The sequence below is a fragment of the Actinomyces radicidentis genome (assembly GCF_001553565.1).
Taxonomy (GTDB): domain Bacteria; phylum Actinomycetota; class Actinomycetes; order Actinomycetales; family Actinomycetaceae; genus Actinomyces; species Actinomyces radicidentis.
Genome location: NZ_CP014228.1, coordinates 708,858 through 724,638, shown reverse-complemented (window position 1 = coordinate 724,638; position 15,781 = coordinate 708,858). Strand labels below are relative to the sequence as shown.

At 68.3% G+C, this 15,781-nt stretch carries 10 protein-coding genes, 1 tRNA gene and 3 rRNA genes; 9 read left to right on the top strand and 5 right to left on the bottom strand.

The window, feature by feature from the left end; translation table 11 throughout:
• Positions 1-90: 90 nt before the first annotated feature.
• Complete coding sequence (locus tag AXF14_RS03110) at positions 91-372, top strand: transcriptional regulator (protein WP_236755902.1); 282 nt, start codon at positions 91-93, stop codon at positions 370-372.
• A gap of 208 nt (positions 373-580) precedes the next feature.
• Here the strand turns inward: AXF14_RS03110 and mscL are convergent, their stop codons facing one another.
• The 3 genes from mscL to AXF14_RS03095 form a co-directional block, all read right to left on the bottom strand.
• The gene (gene mscL, locus AXF14_RS03105; protein WP_067940783.1) at positions 581-1,021 is read right to left on the bottom strand and encodes a large conductance mechanosensitive channel protein MscL; all 441 of its coding nucleotides are present in this window, start codon (positions 1,019-1,021) and stop codon (positions 581-583) included.
• A gap of 107 nt (positions 1,022-1,128) precedes the next feature.
• Positions 1,129-1,944, bottom strand: a complete 816-nt coding sequence (locus tag AXF14_RS03100; protein WP_067940782.1) for an SAF domain-containing protein — start codon at positions 1,942-1,944, stop codon at positions 1,129-1,131.
• A gap of 227 nt (positions 1,945-2,171) precedes the next feature.
• Entirely contained in the window at positions 2,172-2,822 is a 651-nt protein-coding gene (locus AXF14_RS03095; protein ID WP_067940781.1) for a 5-formyltetrahydrofolate cyclo-ligase, read from the bottom strand.
• A gap of 149 nt (positions 2,823-2,971) precedes the next feature.
• Between AXF14_RS03095 and AXF14_RS03090 the strand changes: the two genes are divergently transcribed.
• The 4 genes from AXF14_RS03090 to AXF14_RS03075 all read left to right on the top strand — a co-directional run bounded on the left by AXF14_RS03090 (position 2,972) and on the right by AXF14_RS03075 (position 6,235).
• Positions 2,972-4,183: a molybdopterin molybdotransferase MoeA gene (locus AXF14_RS03090; protein WP_067940780.1), complete on the top strand. Its 1,212-nt coding sequence runs from the start codon at positions 2,972-2,974 to the stop codon at positions 4,181-4,183.
• A 73-nt stretch (positions 4,184-4,256) separates the two neighbouring features.
• Positions 4,257-4,907: a GNAT family N-acetyltransferase gene (locus tag AXF14_RS03085; protein WP_236755899.1), complete on the top strand. Its 651-nt coding sequence runs from the start codon at positions 4,257-4,259 to the stop codon at positions 4,905-4,907.
• 126 nt (positions 4,908-5,033) lie between these two features.
• The gene (locus tag AXF14_RS03080; protein WP_067940778.1) at positions 5,034-6,074 is read left to right on the top strand and encodes a hypothetical protein; all 1,041 of its coding nucleotides are present in this window, start codon (positions 5,034-5,036) and stop codon (positions 6,072-6,074) included.
• Between the two features lie 85 nt (positions 6,075-6,159).
• Positions 6,160-6,235, top strand: a tRNA-Ala gene (locus AXF14_RS03075).
• A 295-nt stretch (positions 6,236-6,530) separates the two neighbouring features.
• Here the strand turns inward: AXF14_RS03075 and AXF14_RS13530 are convergent.
• The gene (locus tag AXF14_RS13530; protein WP_150118404.1) at positions 6,531-6,824 is read right to left on the bottom strand and encodes a hypothetical protein; all 294 of its coding nucleotides are present in this window, start codon (positions 6,822-6,824) and stop codon (positions 6,531-6,533) included.
• 21 nt (positions 6,825-6,845) lie between these two features.
• Between AXF14_RS13530 and AXF14_RS03070 the strand changes: the two genes are divergently transcribed.
• From AXF14_RS03070 to rrf, 3 genes are all read left to right on the top strand, one after another.
• Positions 6,846-8,382, top strand: a 16S ribosomal RNA gene (locus AXF14_RS03070).
• A 406-nt stretch (positions 8,383-8,788) separates the two neighbouring features.
• A 23S ribosomal RNA gene (locus AXF14_RS03065) occupies positions 8,789-11,932 on the top strand.
• Positions 11,933-12,136: 204 nt separating this feature from the next.
• Positions 12,137-12,254, top strand: a 5S ribosomal RNA gene (rrf, locus tag AXF14_RS03060).
• The 16S, 23S and 5S rRNA genes sit together here, the layout of an rRNA operon.
• Positions 12,255-12,834: 580 nt before the next feature.
• Here the strand turns inward: rrf and AXF14_RS03055 are convergent.
• Entirely contained in the window at positions 12,835-14,754 is a 1,920-nt protein-coding gene (locus tag AXF14_RS03055; RefSeq protein ID WP_067940776.1) for a dolichyl-phosphate-mannose--protein mannosyltransferase, read from the bottom strand.
• 51 nt (positions 14,755-14,805) lie between these two features.
• Here AXF14_RS03055 and rsmI point away from each other — a divergent pair, with 51 nt between their 5' ends.
• On the top strand, positions 14,806-15,744 hold the full coding sequence (gene rsmI, locus AXF14_RS03050) for a 16S rRNA (cytidine(1402)-2'-O)-methyltransferase (protein WP_067940774.1): 939 nt from the start codon (positions 14,806-14,808) through the stop codon (positions 15,742-15,744).
• Positions 15,745-15,781: the final 37 nt, after the last annotated feature.

The following is a 15,781-nucleotide window of genomic DNA, read 5'->3' as shown; positions in this document are numbered from 1 at the left end:
GCTCCGGTGAGCGGCCCCGCGGTCTCCAATGGTCCGGCTCCCGGTGCCGTCCGGGACGGGTCGCCGGATGCCCCTGAGCCGTTCGCACCCGTGGCCGGCACCAGCGGGTCGGACGGGGTGCGCTCTGCCGGGCGCCGTCACCGCCGTGTCATCGCGCTCTCCGCTCAGGACGCCGAGCGCGTCGCCCAGGGGCTCGAGCCGCTCGAGGTCGCTGAGGAGCGGCGCCGTCGCTCCGTCGACGCCCTCACCGACGCCCTGTCCCGCGACGGCGGTGTTCTCGGGCGCGACTCCTCGGCCTCGGAGCACGCGAACGACGCACGGCTCCTCGGCGACGTCCCGCCCCACTGGGGCCACGGTCCCGCCATCGGCTGACCCGCCGCCGGGGCTGGACCCACCGAGGCGACGGTGGTCCCCGGGCCGCCCGCTTCGAGCGCGCGTCGGAGCTCCGCCGACGCGCCGCGTCGGCGGACGGTCCATGCCGGTGCGTCGGCCTGTTCCCGCCCGCGCACGACGGAGCCCCGCCGACCTCATGGTCGGCGGGGCTCCGTGCAGTACTGGGGGAGCGGTGCTCCCGGGTGCGTCAGGCGCGGGGCGTCTCGATGTCGCCACCGGTGGTGGTCTCGGCGGTGACGTTGGCGCGGCCGCCGGCGAGCAGGTCGCGGATCTGGACGAGCAGCTCGGTGTCGGTGACCTCGACGGCCTCCTCCTCGACCTCGGTCTTGGCGGTGCGCTCCTTCAGCTTGTTCATCGGGAGGACGATGCAGAAGTAGACGGCGATCGCGATGAGGAGGAAGTTGACGATGGCGGTGACGATGGCGCCGGGCTGGATCGGGTCGGAGCCGTTGATGGTGAACTGGCCGACGGAGTCGAAGTTCGGGGAGCCGATGACGGCGCCGATGATGCCCATGATGACGGCGGTGATCGCGTCGACGATCGGCTTGAAGGCGGCGCCGATGATGACGGCGACGGCGAGCTCGAGGGCGTTGCCCTGCGCGATGAAGTCCTTGAAACCCTTAAGCATGGGTGGCCTTTCTGGGGATGGCAGAAGGCGCACGCGGGTGGCCCTCGCGCGGGTGGGAGGAACTGGGCCCGGAGGCTCCTGGCGCCGCCGGGCTGCCGCGGCGCGGATCATGAGGGACTCATGATGAGTCCCAGGGAATCATGCGTTGCGGCTCCAACGACAAGGCTAGCGTCGTCACGTCGAACGGCAAGAGTAACAAGTGTGACCTTGCTCCCCGCACGCAATTGAGAAGAGACGTCTACGGGTTCCACGCGGACGACGCGCGCGCCCGCGGCGAGGACGCGGTCCTCCTGAGTGCTGGCGAGCGCCCCACCGGAGCCCGTCGCACCCGTGACCGCGACTGCGTCCGACGACGTACCGGCCTCCGTCGGCGTACCGGCCTCCGCCGGCGCCCCGTCGAGCGACTCGGCCGGCGTCCCCTCATCGACCGGCTCCTGCTCCTGGGCCACGTCCTGGGACGCGGTGCCCGCTCCTGCGACGACGCTCGCCTCCCCGACGACGTCGACGCGGACGCCGGGCTGCGCCAGGCCGGCCCCGACCTCGACCGGCACCTGGACGAGCCGCTCGTCGGCCCCGAGCCCGACGGCGTCGGCGCCCGAGGTCATCGACCCCGTGAGCACCGTCCCGGCGGGCAGCGCGACGGCGGCACGACGGCCGATCACGCTCCCCTCGGCCAGACCGGACGCCGGCAGCACGGCATCCGGCACCGCCCGGCGCTCCAGGTCCGCGTTCTCGATGACCTGCCCAGCGGAGACGCCGCGGGCCAGCACGAGCACCTCGCGGCCCTCGGCCCCGGGTGGGCGCAGGAGGGAGAGGACGAGGAGGCTCGCCCCGGCGACGCACACGGCGACGACGAGGTGCCTCCACCGCCACAGCAGGAGAGAGGGGCGGACGGGACGACGGCGGGGCTCACGGCGCGGCATGCCACGAGCCTCGGGCGCGGGCGATGGTGCCCGTGCACCGACGGCGCTGTCCTGTGGACGCCGGTGTCACCGCGACGGCCTGTTGAGCCGGAGCCCCCCACCGGGGCGACCGGCAGCGGTCCTGCTCGCACGGCGCGGTCCGGTGACCACGCGGGACCGTGCTCAGTCGCGGGCTGTGCCCGCCCTCGCGCCGGCGCTAGCCGCCGGGCGGCGTTCCGCCCGGTCGCTCAGCGACCAGCCGCGAAGGAGGAGCCCTCGATGAGGAACCACTCGTCGGAGGTGATGACGGCGTCGACGCGCTCGTCGTGCTCCTCCGTCGGCAGCGGACCCGCGACGAGCTCGTCGGGGTGGACCATCGCGAAGGTCGGGACGCCCTCGGCCCTCAGCGGCAGCATCCGGTCGTACCACCCGCCTCCCTGGCCCAGGCGCCGACCGTTGCGGTCCACCGCCAGCGCCGGGATGATGAGCGCGTCGACCTCGCCGACCGCCTCGGCGGGCAGGGTCTCGCCGCTCGGCTCGGGCGGACGACCCGGGGCCCGGTCGCCCAGGTCCGCCGTCCCCCGGAAGCGCCCCCAGGAGCGCGACAGGCGCGGGCCGAGCACGGGCAGGAGCACGGACACCCCGCGCTGCTCGAGCCGGTCGAGGAGGAGGCGCGTGCAGGGCTCGAAGCCCACGGAGACGTAGGCGGCGACGGCGTCGCAGCCCTCGACGGCCTCGAGGGCCCGCTCGGTGAAGGCCTCGCAGACGGCGTCGTGCCCGGTCTCGGGGTGACGGTGGTGACCGCGGCGGTGCTGGCGCAGCACCTGACGCAGGCGGTCCTTGGCGTCGTCGACCTCCAGCCAGCCGGTGTCGGGCAGGTGTCGCGCGTCAGAAGTCATGGGCCCATCCTCCCAGGTCGGGACCGCTCCCGTGCGGTGGTCGGCGCCGCGGTTCCCGGTTCGTTGCCGCGCGGCCGGGTAGCCTGACGCGAGCGCCGCCGTCGGACGGGTTCGCCCGCGGTCGCGCACGCACCGACCCCGGAGGACCCATGAGAACCGTCGCCGAGCACCTCTCCGCCTGCCTCGAGATCGCCCAGGCGGCCGCGCCGCTCGACGTCGTCCTGCTCGACGCCGTCGGCTGCGTCCTCGCCGAGGACGTCGTCGCCGCCTTCGACCTGCCCGCGGCGGAGCTCGCGGCCCTCGACGGCTACGCGGTCTCCTCGGAGGAGATCGCCTCCGCCTCCCCGGAGTCTCCCGTCCACCTGTCCGTCGTCGACACGCTGCGCGCCGGCGACGTCCGCCCCGCCCGCCTCGTGCGCAGATCGGCCGTCCTCATCGACTCCGGCGCGCCCCTGCCCGCGGGCGCCGACGCCGTCGTGCCCTGGGCGGACACGGACCGCGGCGACTCCCGCGTCAGCCTCTCCGCGCCGGTCGAGCCCGGAGCCAACGTCCGGCACTGCGCCGAGGACGTCGCCGAGGGCGCCACCGTGCTCCCGGCGGGCTCCCGCCTCTCCGCCCGCCACATCGCCCTGCTGGCGGCGCTCGGTCGCTACCGGGTCAAGGTCCACCCGGCGCCCCGCGTCGTCATCGTCTCCATCGGGGACGAGCTCGTCGAGCCCGGACGCCCCGCCGAGCCCGGCGACGTCTTCGACGCCAACGGCCACGCGCTGGCCTGCGCCGTCACGGACTCCGGAGGCCAGCCCTTCCGCGTCTCCGCCGTGCCCGACGAGCTGCGCGCCCTCCAGGAGACCATCGAGGACCAGCTCGTCCGCGCCGACGTCCTCATCACCACCGGCGGCCTGTCCACCGGCCAGGGTGACACGGTCAAGGCCGTCCTCTCGCCGCTCGGCTCGGTCCGCTTCGACTCCGTGGCGATGTCCCCGGGCCGGCAGCTCGGCCTCGGCAGCGTCGAGGGGACCCCGATCTTCTGCCTCCCGGGCGACCCGGTGAGCGCGCAGATCGCCTTCGAGACCTTCGTCCGACCGGTCCTGCGCCAGATCGCCGGCTGGAGCGGCCTGCACCGCACGAGCCTCCCGGCGACGGTGACGGCCGGGTGGACCTCGCACGCCGGCATGCGCGAGTTCGTCCCGGTCCACCTCACCGGGGCCCCGTCGCGCGGCTACACGGCGGAGCCGACCGCGGAGCCGGGCAGCACGCACCTGCTCGGCCTCGCGGGCGCCAACGCGATCGCGGTCGTCCCCGAGGACACCCGCAAGGTCGTCGTCGGCGACACGCTCCACTGCCTCCTCCTGGACGCCTGATCCCGTGCCGGTGTGGCTGGACGCGCTCGCGGGCCGACGTGCGCTGGGCGCCGACGGCCGGCCACTCTGGCCGGTGACTCTCCGGGAGGACGACGTCGCCGCACGGGGACTGGCCCGCGGAGCCGAGTCCGTCGTGCTCCGCCCGATCCGGCTCGGCGACGAGCGGGCCTGGGGCAGGCTCCGGACCGACGACGACGAGCGGCTGGCGCCGTGGGAGGCGACCATCCCTCCCGGGACCGGTGAGCGGCGCCTGGACTTCCGCGGCTACGTCCGGACCCAGCACCGCGACGCGCTGCGCGGGACGGCCATGCCCTTCGTCCTCGAGGTCGACGGCGTCCTCGCAGGCCAGGTGAGCGTCGGTCCGATCGCCTGGGGGTCGTTGCGCTCGGCGACGCTCGGCTACTGGATCGGCGGCCCGTGGGAGGGGCGTGGCCTGATGAGCCTCGCGGTCGCCATGACCCTCGACCACCTGCTGTCGCCCGCGGTGGGTCTCCACCGCGTTGAGATCGACGTCCGCCCCGAGAACGATCGCTCCCTCGCAGTGTGCCGGCGCCTCGGACTGCGTGCCGAGGGGGAGCGGCTCGGACTCATGCACATCGCGGGCGCCTGGTCGGACCACGTCGCCTTCGTCCTCCTCGCCGAGGAGCTCACGGCCCGGCCCCGGGGGCTCGTGGCGGGACTGGAGACGCCGATCGCCGGAGGCGCTGACGACGCCCGACGATGAGGTTGGTGTGACTCGTGTGAATGGTGGGGCGTGTGACGCGAATGAGGTGGTGGGCTCGGCGTGGGACACGCCGGACACGCCGTTCCGCTCACGGTTGACGGGGACTGCTCCGCCTAGGTTTGAGCCGTGGGAATCGAGGTGTGGGCGCTCATCGCCCTGGTCGTCGTTTCCACCGTGTACCTCCTTCCCTTCCTGGTCGGCCGTCGCGAGATGATGGGGCTGGCGCACGCCGAGGACCGCTACTCCGCGGAGCTGCGGGTCCTGGCGACCGGCGAGCACCCACCCAGCGCGGACGAGGCCTGCACGGGCGGAGCGCACGCACAGATCTTTCGTAAACGACCGGAGGTCAAGGCGATGAACAGGCCCGCAGTGAGGAACGTGCGAGCGCTTCGCACGGAGCGCGAGCTCGCTCGGGCGCGTCGCGTGCACGAGGACGGACGTCGTCGTCGTGCCGAGGCGGCCTCGCACCGCGCCGTCGTCGCGTCGGTGCTCCTCGGTGTGACGCTCGGCGTCATCGTGGTCGCCGCGGTCACGGTCCTGCCGATGTGGACGGTGCTGGTCCCCGCCGTGCTCCTCGCCGGCTCCATGGCCGCAGGGCGCAGGGCGGCGATCGCCGCCCAGGAGTCCGATCGGCGCGAGCGACGTCGCATCGCCGACCTTCAGCGCCGCCTCGACGCGGTCACCGGGGACGCCCCGCGCACGGCGGCTCCCGGCCAGGTGCGCAGCAGCGTCGCCGGCGGCTCCGGTCCCGAGCGCCCCACCTCGCACGAGCGCGAGCAGGAGCGGCCGGCGGACCTCGGCTCCGACGTCCGTGAGGAGATCGCCTCGCCGATCACCGTCGACGCCGTGCCCCGCGAGCAGGTCGCCGGCCCCGCCGCGGAGCGCGCCACCGCGTCCGTCGCGGCCGAGCGCCCGGAGGCCGCCACCTCCACCCCGCCCCAGGGCTGGAAGCCGGTGCACGTGCCGGCTCCGACCTACACGCTGGCCGCCCGTGCGCCCCGCCGTCACTTCGAGGCGCCCGTCGAGGAGGCCGTCGCCTCGGCGCCGGTCCCTGCACGTCCTCAGAACGCCCGGAGCTTCTCCCCGTCCGACGCCGTCGACGAGGCCGCGCACAGGACGATCGACCTCGACGCCGCGCTCGAGCGTCGTCGCGCCGTCGGCGAGTGACCGTGTCAGCCGTGCCGGTGGCGCGGCTCACGGACGGTCGAGTTGCAGCCCGCGGGCACCGCGGTGTTACTATCTTCGAGCACTTGGGGCTATGGCGCAGTTGGTAGCGCGTCTCGTTCGCAATGAGAAGGTCGGGGGTTCGAATCCCCCTAGCTCCACCAGGTGTCGCAGAGGGTCCGGTCCTTCGGGATCGGGCCCTTCGTCGTCACCGGAGTAGGGCGCCTCGATCGGCGCCGTGCGCCGGCTCCGGCGACGGAACTGGCACGTGGTGCAGGTCACCGGATCTCGACTTGACGGTCGGGGGCTGGGTGAGGTTATAGTACTCCTCGCTGCCGGGCCGTCCGCAAGGTCGTCCGAGCAGTCATCGGACTGGAATTCCCTCCGGGGAATGCAGATCGAGAGAGCTGAGAGATCGGGATCACGGATCCTGAGCTTGAAACTCCGAAAACGATCTGCTTAAGATAGTCCGGCCGCCTTGAGGGACGGAAAGAAAGCCGCAAAGGTTTTCGGACGGAACTCATGGGTGTGTTGTTTGAGAACTCGATAGTGTGTCATGTTTTTTATGCCATAGTGAGCATTCTGGATGGCTGATCCTTGATGGTTTGGTTGTTTGGTTTGTTTGTTTTGTTTTGGTTTGCTCACCCCGGCTTCCTCGTCGGTTGCGGGGTGGGTTGAGCCTGGAGATGTTTTTTCTCTGAATTGTTTATTGTTTGGCTTCCTGCATGATCGCTCCTTGTGGGCCTTGGTCATTGTGGGTTGTTCTAAATGGTTTTTTTGGAGAGTTTGATCCTGGCTCAGGACGAACGCTGGCGGCGTGCTTAACACATGCAAGTCGAACGGTGAAGCCCCAGCTTGCTGGGGTGGATGAGTGGCGAACGGGTGAGTAACACGTGAGTAACCTGCCCCCTTCTTCTGGATAACTGCCGGAAACGGTAGCTAATACGGGATACTCATTCCCTGCCGCATGGTGGGGTTTGGAAAGGTTTTTCTGGTGGGGGATGGGCTCGCGGCCTATCAGCTTGTTGGTGGGGTGATGGCCTACCAAGGCTTTGACGGGTAGCCGGCCTGAGAGGGTGGACGGTCACACTGGGACTGAGACACGGCCCAGACTCCTACGGGAGGCAGCAGTGGGGAATATTGCACAATGGGCGCAAGCCTGATGCAGCGACGCCGCGTGAGGGATGAAGGCCTTCGGGTTGTAAACCTCTTTCGCCAGTGAAGCAGGCCAGGCCTTATTGGCTTGGTTGACGGTAGCTGGATAAGAAGCGCCGGCTAACTACGTGCCAGCAGCCGCGGTAATACGTAGGGCGCAAGCGTTGTCCGGAATTATTGGGCGTAAAGAGCTCGTAGGCGGCTGGTCGCGTCTGTCGTGAAATCCCCTGGCTTAACTGGGGGCTTGCGGTGGGTACGGGCCGGCTTGAGTGCGGTAGGGGAGACTGGAACTCCTGGTGTAGCGGTGGAATGCGCAGATATCAGGAAGAACACCGGTGGCGAAGGCGGGTCTCTGGGCCGTTACTGACGCTGAGGAGCGAAAGCGTGGGGAGCGAACAGGATTAGATACCCTGGTAGTCCACGCCGTAAACGTTGGGCACTAGGTGTGGGGGCTCTTTCCGGGGTTTCCGCGCCGTAGCTAACGCATTAAGTGCCCCGCCTGGGGAGTACGGCCGCAAGGCTAAAACTCAAAGGAATTGACGGGGGCCCGCACAAGCGGCGGAGCATGCGGATTAATTCGATGCAACGCGAAGAACCTTACCAAGGCTTGACATGTGAGTGACCGCCGCAGAGATGTGGTCTCCCCCTTGTGGGGCGCTTTCACAGGTGGTGCATGGTTGTCGTCAGCTCGTGTCGTGAGATGTTGGGTTAAGTCCCGCAACGAGCGCAACCCTCGTCCCGTGTTGCCAGCACGTCGTGGTGGGGACTCGCGGGGGACTGCCGGGGTCAACTCGGAGGAAGGTGGGGATGACGTCAAATCATCATGCCCCTTATGTCTTGGGCTTCACGCATGCTACAATGGCCGGTACAGTGGGTTGCGATACCGTGAGGTGGAGCGAATCCCTTAAAGCCGGTCTCAGTTCGGATCGGTGTCTGCAACTCGACACCGTGAAGTTGGAGTCGCTAGTAATCGCAGATCAGCAACGCTGCGGTGAATACGTTCTCGGGCCTTGTACACACCGCCCGTCACGTCATGAAAGTCGGCAACACCCGAAGCCCGTGGCCCTACGGGGAGCGGTCGAAGGTGGGGCTGGTGATTGGGACGAAGTCGTAACAAGGTAGCCGTACCGGAAGGTGCGGCTGGATCACCTCCTTTCTAAGGAGCCCTTCTATGAGTCACCACCGGTGACGGGCCAGCCGGACAGTGGTTGGTCGGTTGGTGGTGCGGGGTTGGAACGCTATCGGCATGAATGAGCACATCACCGTGCAGGTGGTCCTCTCCTTTGGTGGGGGCTGCTTGTTGGTGGTGCCCCCGTCCCTCCCCGGGTTCGCCTGGGGGTGGTTGCGGGGGTGGCGCACTGTCGGGGTTCTGGGGCAACACAGTGCCGGCCCTCTGTTTGGGGGTTGGTGGCCCTGGCGCCTCACCGCACGAAGCTCGCAGCCCGTGATGGTTGTTGGTGGGTGGTGGTGTGGGTGGGTTGGTTGTGAACTGCATAGTGGACGCGAGCATCTTTGATCTTTGTCAATCATGAGGCCTGTTGGTCTTGTGGTTGTTGCATGTTTTGTTTGTTTTTTTGAGCGTTCGGTGGATGCCTTGGCATCAGGAGCCGATGAAGGACGTGGTGGCCTGCGATATGCCTCGGGGAGCCGGCTAACGGGCTGTGATCCGAGGGTTTCCGAATGGGGGGACCCGGCACCAGTTATGTGGTGTCACCTGCATCTGAATTCATAGGGTGTAGGGGGTGACGCGGGGAAGTGAAACATCTCAGTACCCGCAGGAGAAGATATTCCGTGAGTAGTGGCGAGCGAAAGCGGATGATGGTTAAACCGTTTCCGTGTGATGACCCGGCAGGGGTTGCGGTTGCGGTGTTGTGGGGCGCATCTTTCTCACGTCTGCCGGCGTGGGGCGCAGTGAGAAACTCGCATGGTAGCTGAATCCTTTGGGAAGGGGAGGCGTAGTGGGTGAGACCCCCGTAGGCGAAACTGTGTGGGCTGTGTGGGTGCGTTGCCCGAGTAGCACGGGGCTCGTGGAATCCTGTGTGAATCTGCCAAGACCACTTGGTTGCCTGAATACTTCCTGATGACCGATAGCGGATAGTACCGTGAGGGAATGGTGAAAAGTACCCCGGGAGGGGAGTGAAATAGTACCTGAAACCGGGCGCTTACAAGCCGTCAGAGGCCTGCTGGGCTGATGGCGTGCCTATTGAAGAATGAGCCTGCGAGTTAGTGCTGTGTCGCGAGGTTAACCCGTTGGGGGGAGTCGTAGCGAAAGCGAGTCCGAAAGGGCGTTTTAGTGGCACGGTCTAGACCCGAAGCGGGGTGATCTACCCATGGCCAGGTTGAAGCACGTGTAAGAGCGTGTGGAGGACCGAACCCACTTCAGTTGAAAATGGAGGGGATGAGCTGTGGGTAGGGGTGAAAGGCCAATCAAACTCCGTGATAGCTGGTTCTCCCCGAAATGCATTTAGGTGCAGCGTCCCGTGGTCCCCGGCGGAGGTAGAGCTACTGGGTGGCTGATCGGCCCCACAGGGTTAGTGACGTCAACCAAACTCCGAATGCCGTTCGGGTTACAGCGGGGCAGTGAGACTGCGGGGGATAAGCTCCGTGGTCGAAAGGGAAACAGCCCAGATCGCCGGCTAAGGCCCCTAAGCGTGTGCTAAGTGGGAAAGGATGTGCGGTCGCGCAGACAACCAGGAGGTTGGCTTAGAAGCAGCCACCCTTGAAAGAGTGCGTAATAGCTCACTGGTCAAGTGATCGTGCGCCGACAATGTAGCGGGGCTCAAGCACACCGCCGAAGCCGCGGATCCGCAGCGTGTACTCTCCTGTCCCTTGATGGACGTGGCAGGGGTTGCGGGTGGTAGGGGAGCGTCCTGCACCGGGTGAAGCCTCGGAGTGATCCAGGGGTGGATGGTGCGGGAGTGAGAATGCAGGCATGAGTAGCGATACTAGGGTGAGAAACCCTAGCGCCGAATGACCAAGGGTTCCAGGGCCAGGCTAGTCCGCCCTGGGTGAGTCGGGACCTAAGGCGAGGCCGACAGGCGTAGTCGATGGACGACGGGTTGATATTCCCGTACCGGCGAAGCACCGCCCATGCTGACGCGCGGGTGCTAACCCACGCCGATGGCCACGAACGCGTCATGTGATCACTTCGGTGGTCCGTGTCGTGGTGGTTGTTGGTCTGGGGACCCTCCGTGCAGGTAGGCAAGCGTATTAACAGGGGTGACGCACAGTGGTAGCCTCCGCGGGCCTAATGGCTTGGCCCGTTCAAGCGAGCAGCCCGCTGCCTAGGCAAATCCGGGCAGCATGAGGGTCAGACGTGATGGTGACCCGCCCATTTGGGTGGGGAAGTAGGGTGATCCTGGGGTGCCGAGAAAAGCCTCGACGCGATGGTGCCAGCCGCCCGTACCCTAAACCGACACAGGTGGTCGGGCAGAGTATGCCTAGGCGCACGAGATAATCATGGTGAAGGAACTCGGCAAAATGCCCCCGTAACTTCGGGAGAAGGGGGGCCCAAGCCTTGAAGCTCCTTGCGGGCTAGGGGTGAGGGTCGCAGAGACCAGGGAGAAGCGACTGTTTACTAAAAACACAGGTCCGTGCGAAGCCGCAAGGCGATGTATACGGACTGACGCCTGCCCGGTGCTGGAAGGTTAAGAGGAACCGTCAACCCCTTTGGGGTGAAGCGGTGAATTTAAGCCCCAGTAAACGGCGGTGGTAACTATAACCATCCTAAGGTAGCGAAATTCCTTGTCGGGTAAGTTCCGACCTGCACGAATGGCGTAACGACTTCTCCGCTGTCTCCACCATGAGCTCGGCGAAATTGCATTACGAGTAAAGATGCTCGTTACGCGCAGAAGGACGGAAAGACCCCGGGACCTTTACTATAGCTTGGTATTGGCGCCCGCCATGACTTGTGCAGGATAGGTGGGAGACTGTGAAGCGGCCACGCCAGTGGTTGTGGAGTCGTCGTTGAAATACCACTCTGGTTATGGCGTGCGCCTGAACCTCGGCCCGTGATCCGGGTCAGGGACAGTGCCTGGTGGGTAGTTTAACTGGGGCGGTTGCCTCCTAAAATGTAACGGAGGCGCTCAAAGGTTCCCTCAGCCTGGTCGGCAACCAGGTGTTGAGTGCAAGTGCACAAGGGAGCTTGACTGCGAGACCGACAGGTCGAGCAGGTACGAAAGTAGGAACTAGTGATCCGGCGATCCCGAGTGGGTGGGTCGTCGCTCAACGGATAAAAGGTACCCCGGGGATAACAGGCTGATCCTGCCCAAGAGTCCATATCGACGGCATGGTTTGGCACCTCGATGTCGGCTCGTCGCATCCTGGGGCTGGAGCAGGTCCCAAGGGTTGGGCTGTTCGCCCATTAAAGCGGTACGCGAGCTGGGTTTAGAACGTCGTGAGACAGTTCGGTCCCTATCCTCTGCGCGCGCAGGAGACTTGAGAAGGCCTGTCCCTAGTACGAGAGGACCGGGACGGACGAACCTCTGGTGTGCCAGTTGTCCCGCCCGGGGCATGGCTGGTTGGCTACGTTCGGAATGGGTAACCGCTGAAAGCATCTAAGCGGGAAACCATCTTCAAGATGAGGTCTCCACACGACCCTTCGGGGTTGTGGTAGGCCCCCAGTAGACTACTGGGTTGATAGGCCGGGTGTGGAAGACCTGCAAGGGTTGGAGCTGACCGGTACTAATTGGCCGACACAAACAACACGCGCCCCCCCGGCCACGTTCGTGGCGGGGGGATGAAATGATCTTTTGCGCTTGCGTCCACTGTGCGGTTCACGACCAACCCACCAACCCCGAACCACAACAGGGGGGGGCCGGCCGGTCACGGCTCGAGCCTCACCTGGCGGGGTTGTGTGACATGTTGGATAGTGATTTTCTCCGACGACCGTGTGTTGCCTGCTTGGTCGTCTCGGTGGTCATAGCGGGAGGGTTCACGCCCGGTCCCATTCCGAACCCGGAAGCTAAGACTCCCAGCGCCGATGGTACTGCACTCGCTAGGGTGTGGGAGAGTAGGACACCGCCGAGCACACACGTTGAGTCCAGAGGGCGTGGTCCCCGCATTGATCTGCGGGAACCACGCCCTCTGGCGTGTTTCGTACCCTGATGGCGATGCGCTGTCAGACGGCAGACTGCCGGCGGGTGCGGTATTTCCCGACGGGGGCAGGGCGAGCTCCGCGCCGCCGGCTGTGGGGGACGGCTCTCAGGCCGCGGGGCAGGCCGCCGGGCCCTAGAGCACTCGCAGGTGGGGAGAAGGCGATCGCTTGGGCTCATCCCGCCGCGGTCGTCCGGGGACGGAGAGACCCCGCGGGCTCGGCGCTGCAGACGGTCTCATGGCCGTTCGGCAGCGGAGGTCGGTGCCGCCGTCAGCACAGGGCGGCAGCTCGGGGGACGAGCAAGGTGGAGGTGCGGGACCCCGAGAAGGTCGGCGAGGGGGCGTGGAGCCACGAGGGAGGGCACTCTCGGCCTTGACGCCCTGCTCTGGGAGGCTCGGGCGAGGCGCAGGCTGGCGGGGTGCGGCGGTCGACGGTGCCTGCTGGGCACGCGGAGGGGGCCGGGTACCGACGATGTCGGTACCCGGCCCCCTCGTGCCGTGGTGGAAGCTCCGCCTACATCCAGGAGGGCAGCAGCATGTGCCAGTGCCAGAAGTCGTAGGAGACCGTCTGACCGGTCCAGATCGGGTACCAGAGGATCGCGAAGAGGATCGCCGCCGCCAGGACGATGACGGTGAGCCAGAGGCCCTCGGAACGGACCCTCCAGCTGGCCACGCCGGTCCACGACGCGGGGAGCCTGCTTCGCGACGGATTGAGGCCGAAGCCCAGGTACTGGGAGACGGCGCCGCGCGGTGCAGGGCGGCCCTCGCCCAGGCGGCCTGCCTCGAGTGCCTCGGCCTCCTCCCGGGCTCGGGCAGTGCCCGGAACGGGTTCGAGGAGCCCCGCGGCCGAGCCCAGCACGAGCGTCAGGCACAGCACCACGAAGGGCACGAAGGCCACCGTGTAGAAGGTGAAGATCGTCCGGTGCGTGTAGTTGAACCACGGGAGGTACAAGCCGACGTAGCCGATGAGCGCGGCCCAGGCCCGCCAGTCGCGGTCACGCAGCACCATGAAGGCGATGAGCACAACCAGTGCGACGAGGGCCGACCACCACACCGGGATGTTGCCGATCGAGGTGATCGCCTGGATGCAGCGGTCCGAGCCGCACTGCGCGCCGGCCATCTCCGCGTCGCTCGGCCAGTAGAAGGACGTCGGACGCCACTGGACGGGCCAGCCGATCGGCTGGGACATGTACGGGTGCGTCGAGTCGAGCGTGACGTGGAAGTGGTACATCGACAGGTGGTACTCGAGCAGGTCGTTGAGCGCGTCCGGCAGCCAGGAGCGCGGGACCGTCTCGCCGGCGGCGCGCAGACCCTGCGCCCAGCCCCGGTCGTAGGCGGCGGGGTGCAGGAACCAGCCGAACCAGCCGGCCACGTAGACGGCGAAGGCGACGGGGACGAGGTGGAGGAAGTCGACCGCCCCCCGGCCCAGGACCCCCACGAGCGCCCAGGAGCGCCGCCCTGCGGCGCGCAGCGCCGTCGTGTCCCAGCAGACGACGAGAATGCCGATCGCGGCCAGGAGGTAGGCGCCCGACCACTTGATCGAGCAGGTGAGGCCCAGGCTGATCCCGGTCGCCAGGAGCCACGGGCGGAACCACGTCCGGAGCCGCCGCTCGCCGTCGGCCCGGGCCGCGTTGCGCGCCAGCCGCTCACGGAACCACTCGCGGTCGCGCACGAGGCAGTAGACGGACAGCGTCGCGAAGAAGCCGATGAAGATGTCGAGCAGCCCGATCCTGGACTCCGTGATCGCCTCGCCGTCGATCGCGAGGAACAGGCCCGCGAGGCCCACCAGGAGCGGGGAGCGTGTGAGCCGCATCGTGAGGCGGCACAGGAGGAGCACCGTGAGGACGCCGGCCAGGGCCGGCATGAAGCGCCAGCCGAAGGAGGAGTCCCAACCGAAGATCTGGCCGCCCAGGCCGATGAGCCACTTGCCGATCTCAGGGTGGACGACGTAGCTCCCCTGCGTCGTCAGGCCCGAGAAGTCGCCCTGGGCGAAGAGGGCGTCCGAGCCCTCGTTCCACGTCGACTCGTAACCGTTGTGCCACAGGGCGTAGGCGTCCTTGACGTAGTAGATCTCGTCGAACATGAGCGAGTGCGGGTGCCCCAGGTCGATGAAGCGCGTCAGCGTGGCCACCAGCGTGGCCAGCAGCGTCGCGATCCACCCGTTCCGGGCCGCAGCGGCCGTGACGACGGCGCCGCGCGGACGAAGCCCGAGGCGCTCGCGCCACCCGTCCTCAGACCTCCGGACCTCACCCGGCCCGTCGGCGCCCAGCACCGTGCCGGCGTCGACGGCGGACCGTTCCTCCTCGGAGCGCGCGCCGTGCCGGGAGGAGGCGGCGTGGTCGGCGGTCGCGGGGCCGGCGCCCCGCGCGCTCGTGGTCTCGTCGGGCTCGAGGCCCTCGTCCGCGGAGCTCGCCGACGGTGCACTGGGATCCATCACGCTGGCGAGTCTAGGTCGGGCGCCCCTCGGGGTCCCCATACTGGCCCCATGACTGAGACCACGCCGACGCCCTCCGACTCAGCCCCCGCACCCGACGGGGCCCGCGTCCCGACCGCGGACGCCGACGGCACGGACCTCGCACCCCGCCCCGGCACCATCACCCTCGCCGCCACCCCCATCGGCAACACCGGCGACGCGTCGCCCCGCTTGCGCTCCGCCCTCGCCCACGCCGACGTCGTCGCCGCTGAGGACACGCGGCGCGTGCTCAACCTCGCCCAGCGCCTCGGGCTGCGGATCCCCGGACGCGTCCTCGCCTTCCACGAGCACAACGAGCGCGATCGCGCCGGCGAGCTCATCGAGGCCGCGCGCGGCGGCGCCAGCGTCCTCATGGTCTCCGACGCCGGCATGCCCTCGGTCTCCGACCCCGGCTACCGGCTCGTTGTCGCCGCCACGCAGGCCGACGTGCCCGTCACCGTCGCCCCCGGCCCCTCTGCCGTCCTCACGGCGCTCGCCCTGTCCGGGCTCGCCTCCGACCGCTTCTGCTTCGAGGGCTTCCTGCCCCGCAAGGCCGGCGAGCAGGAGCGGGCGCTGGCCGAGCTCGCCGACGAGCGCCGCACCCTCATCTTCTTCGAGTCGCCCCGCCGCGTGCACGCCACCCTCACAGCCATGGCCGCCGCCTTCGGCGCGGACCGGCGCGCCGCCCTCTGCCGCGAGCTCACCAAGACCCACGAGGAGGTCCGCCGCGCCACCCTCGGCGAGCTCGTCGGCTCCACCGCCGACGGCGAGCTCGGCGAGATCGTCCTCGTCGTCGCCGGGGCCGAGCCCCGCAGCGCCGACCCCCGCGAGGCCGCCCGTGAGGCCCTCGCCCTCGCCGACGAGGGACTGCGCCTCAAGGCCGCCGCCGCCCGCGTCGCCCAGGAGTCCGGTCTGCGCACCAACGAGGTGTACCGGGCGGCGCTCGCCCTGCGCGAGGGCCGCCAGGACTGAGGGCTCCGCCCCGCCGCGCCGCCCGGCCCGGCCCGGC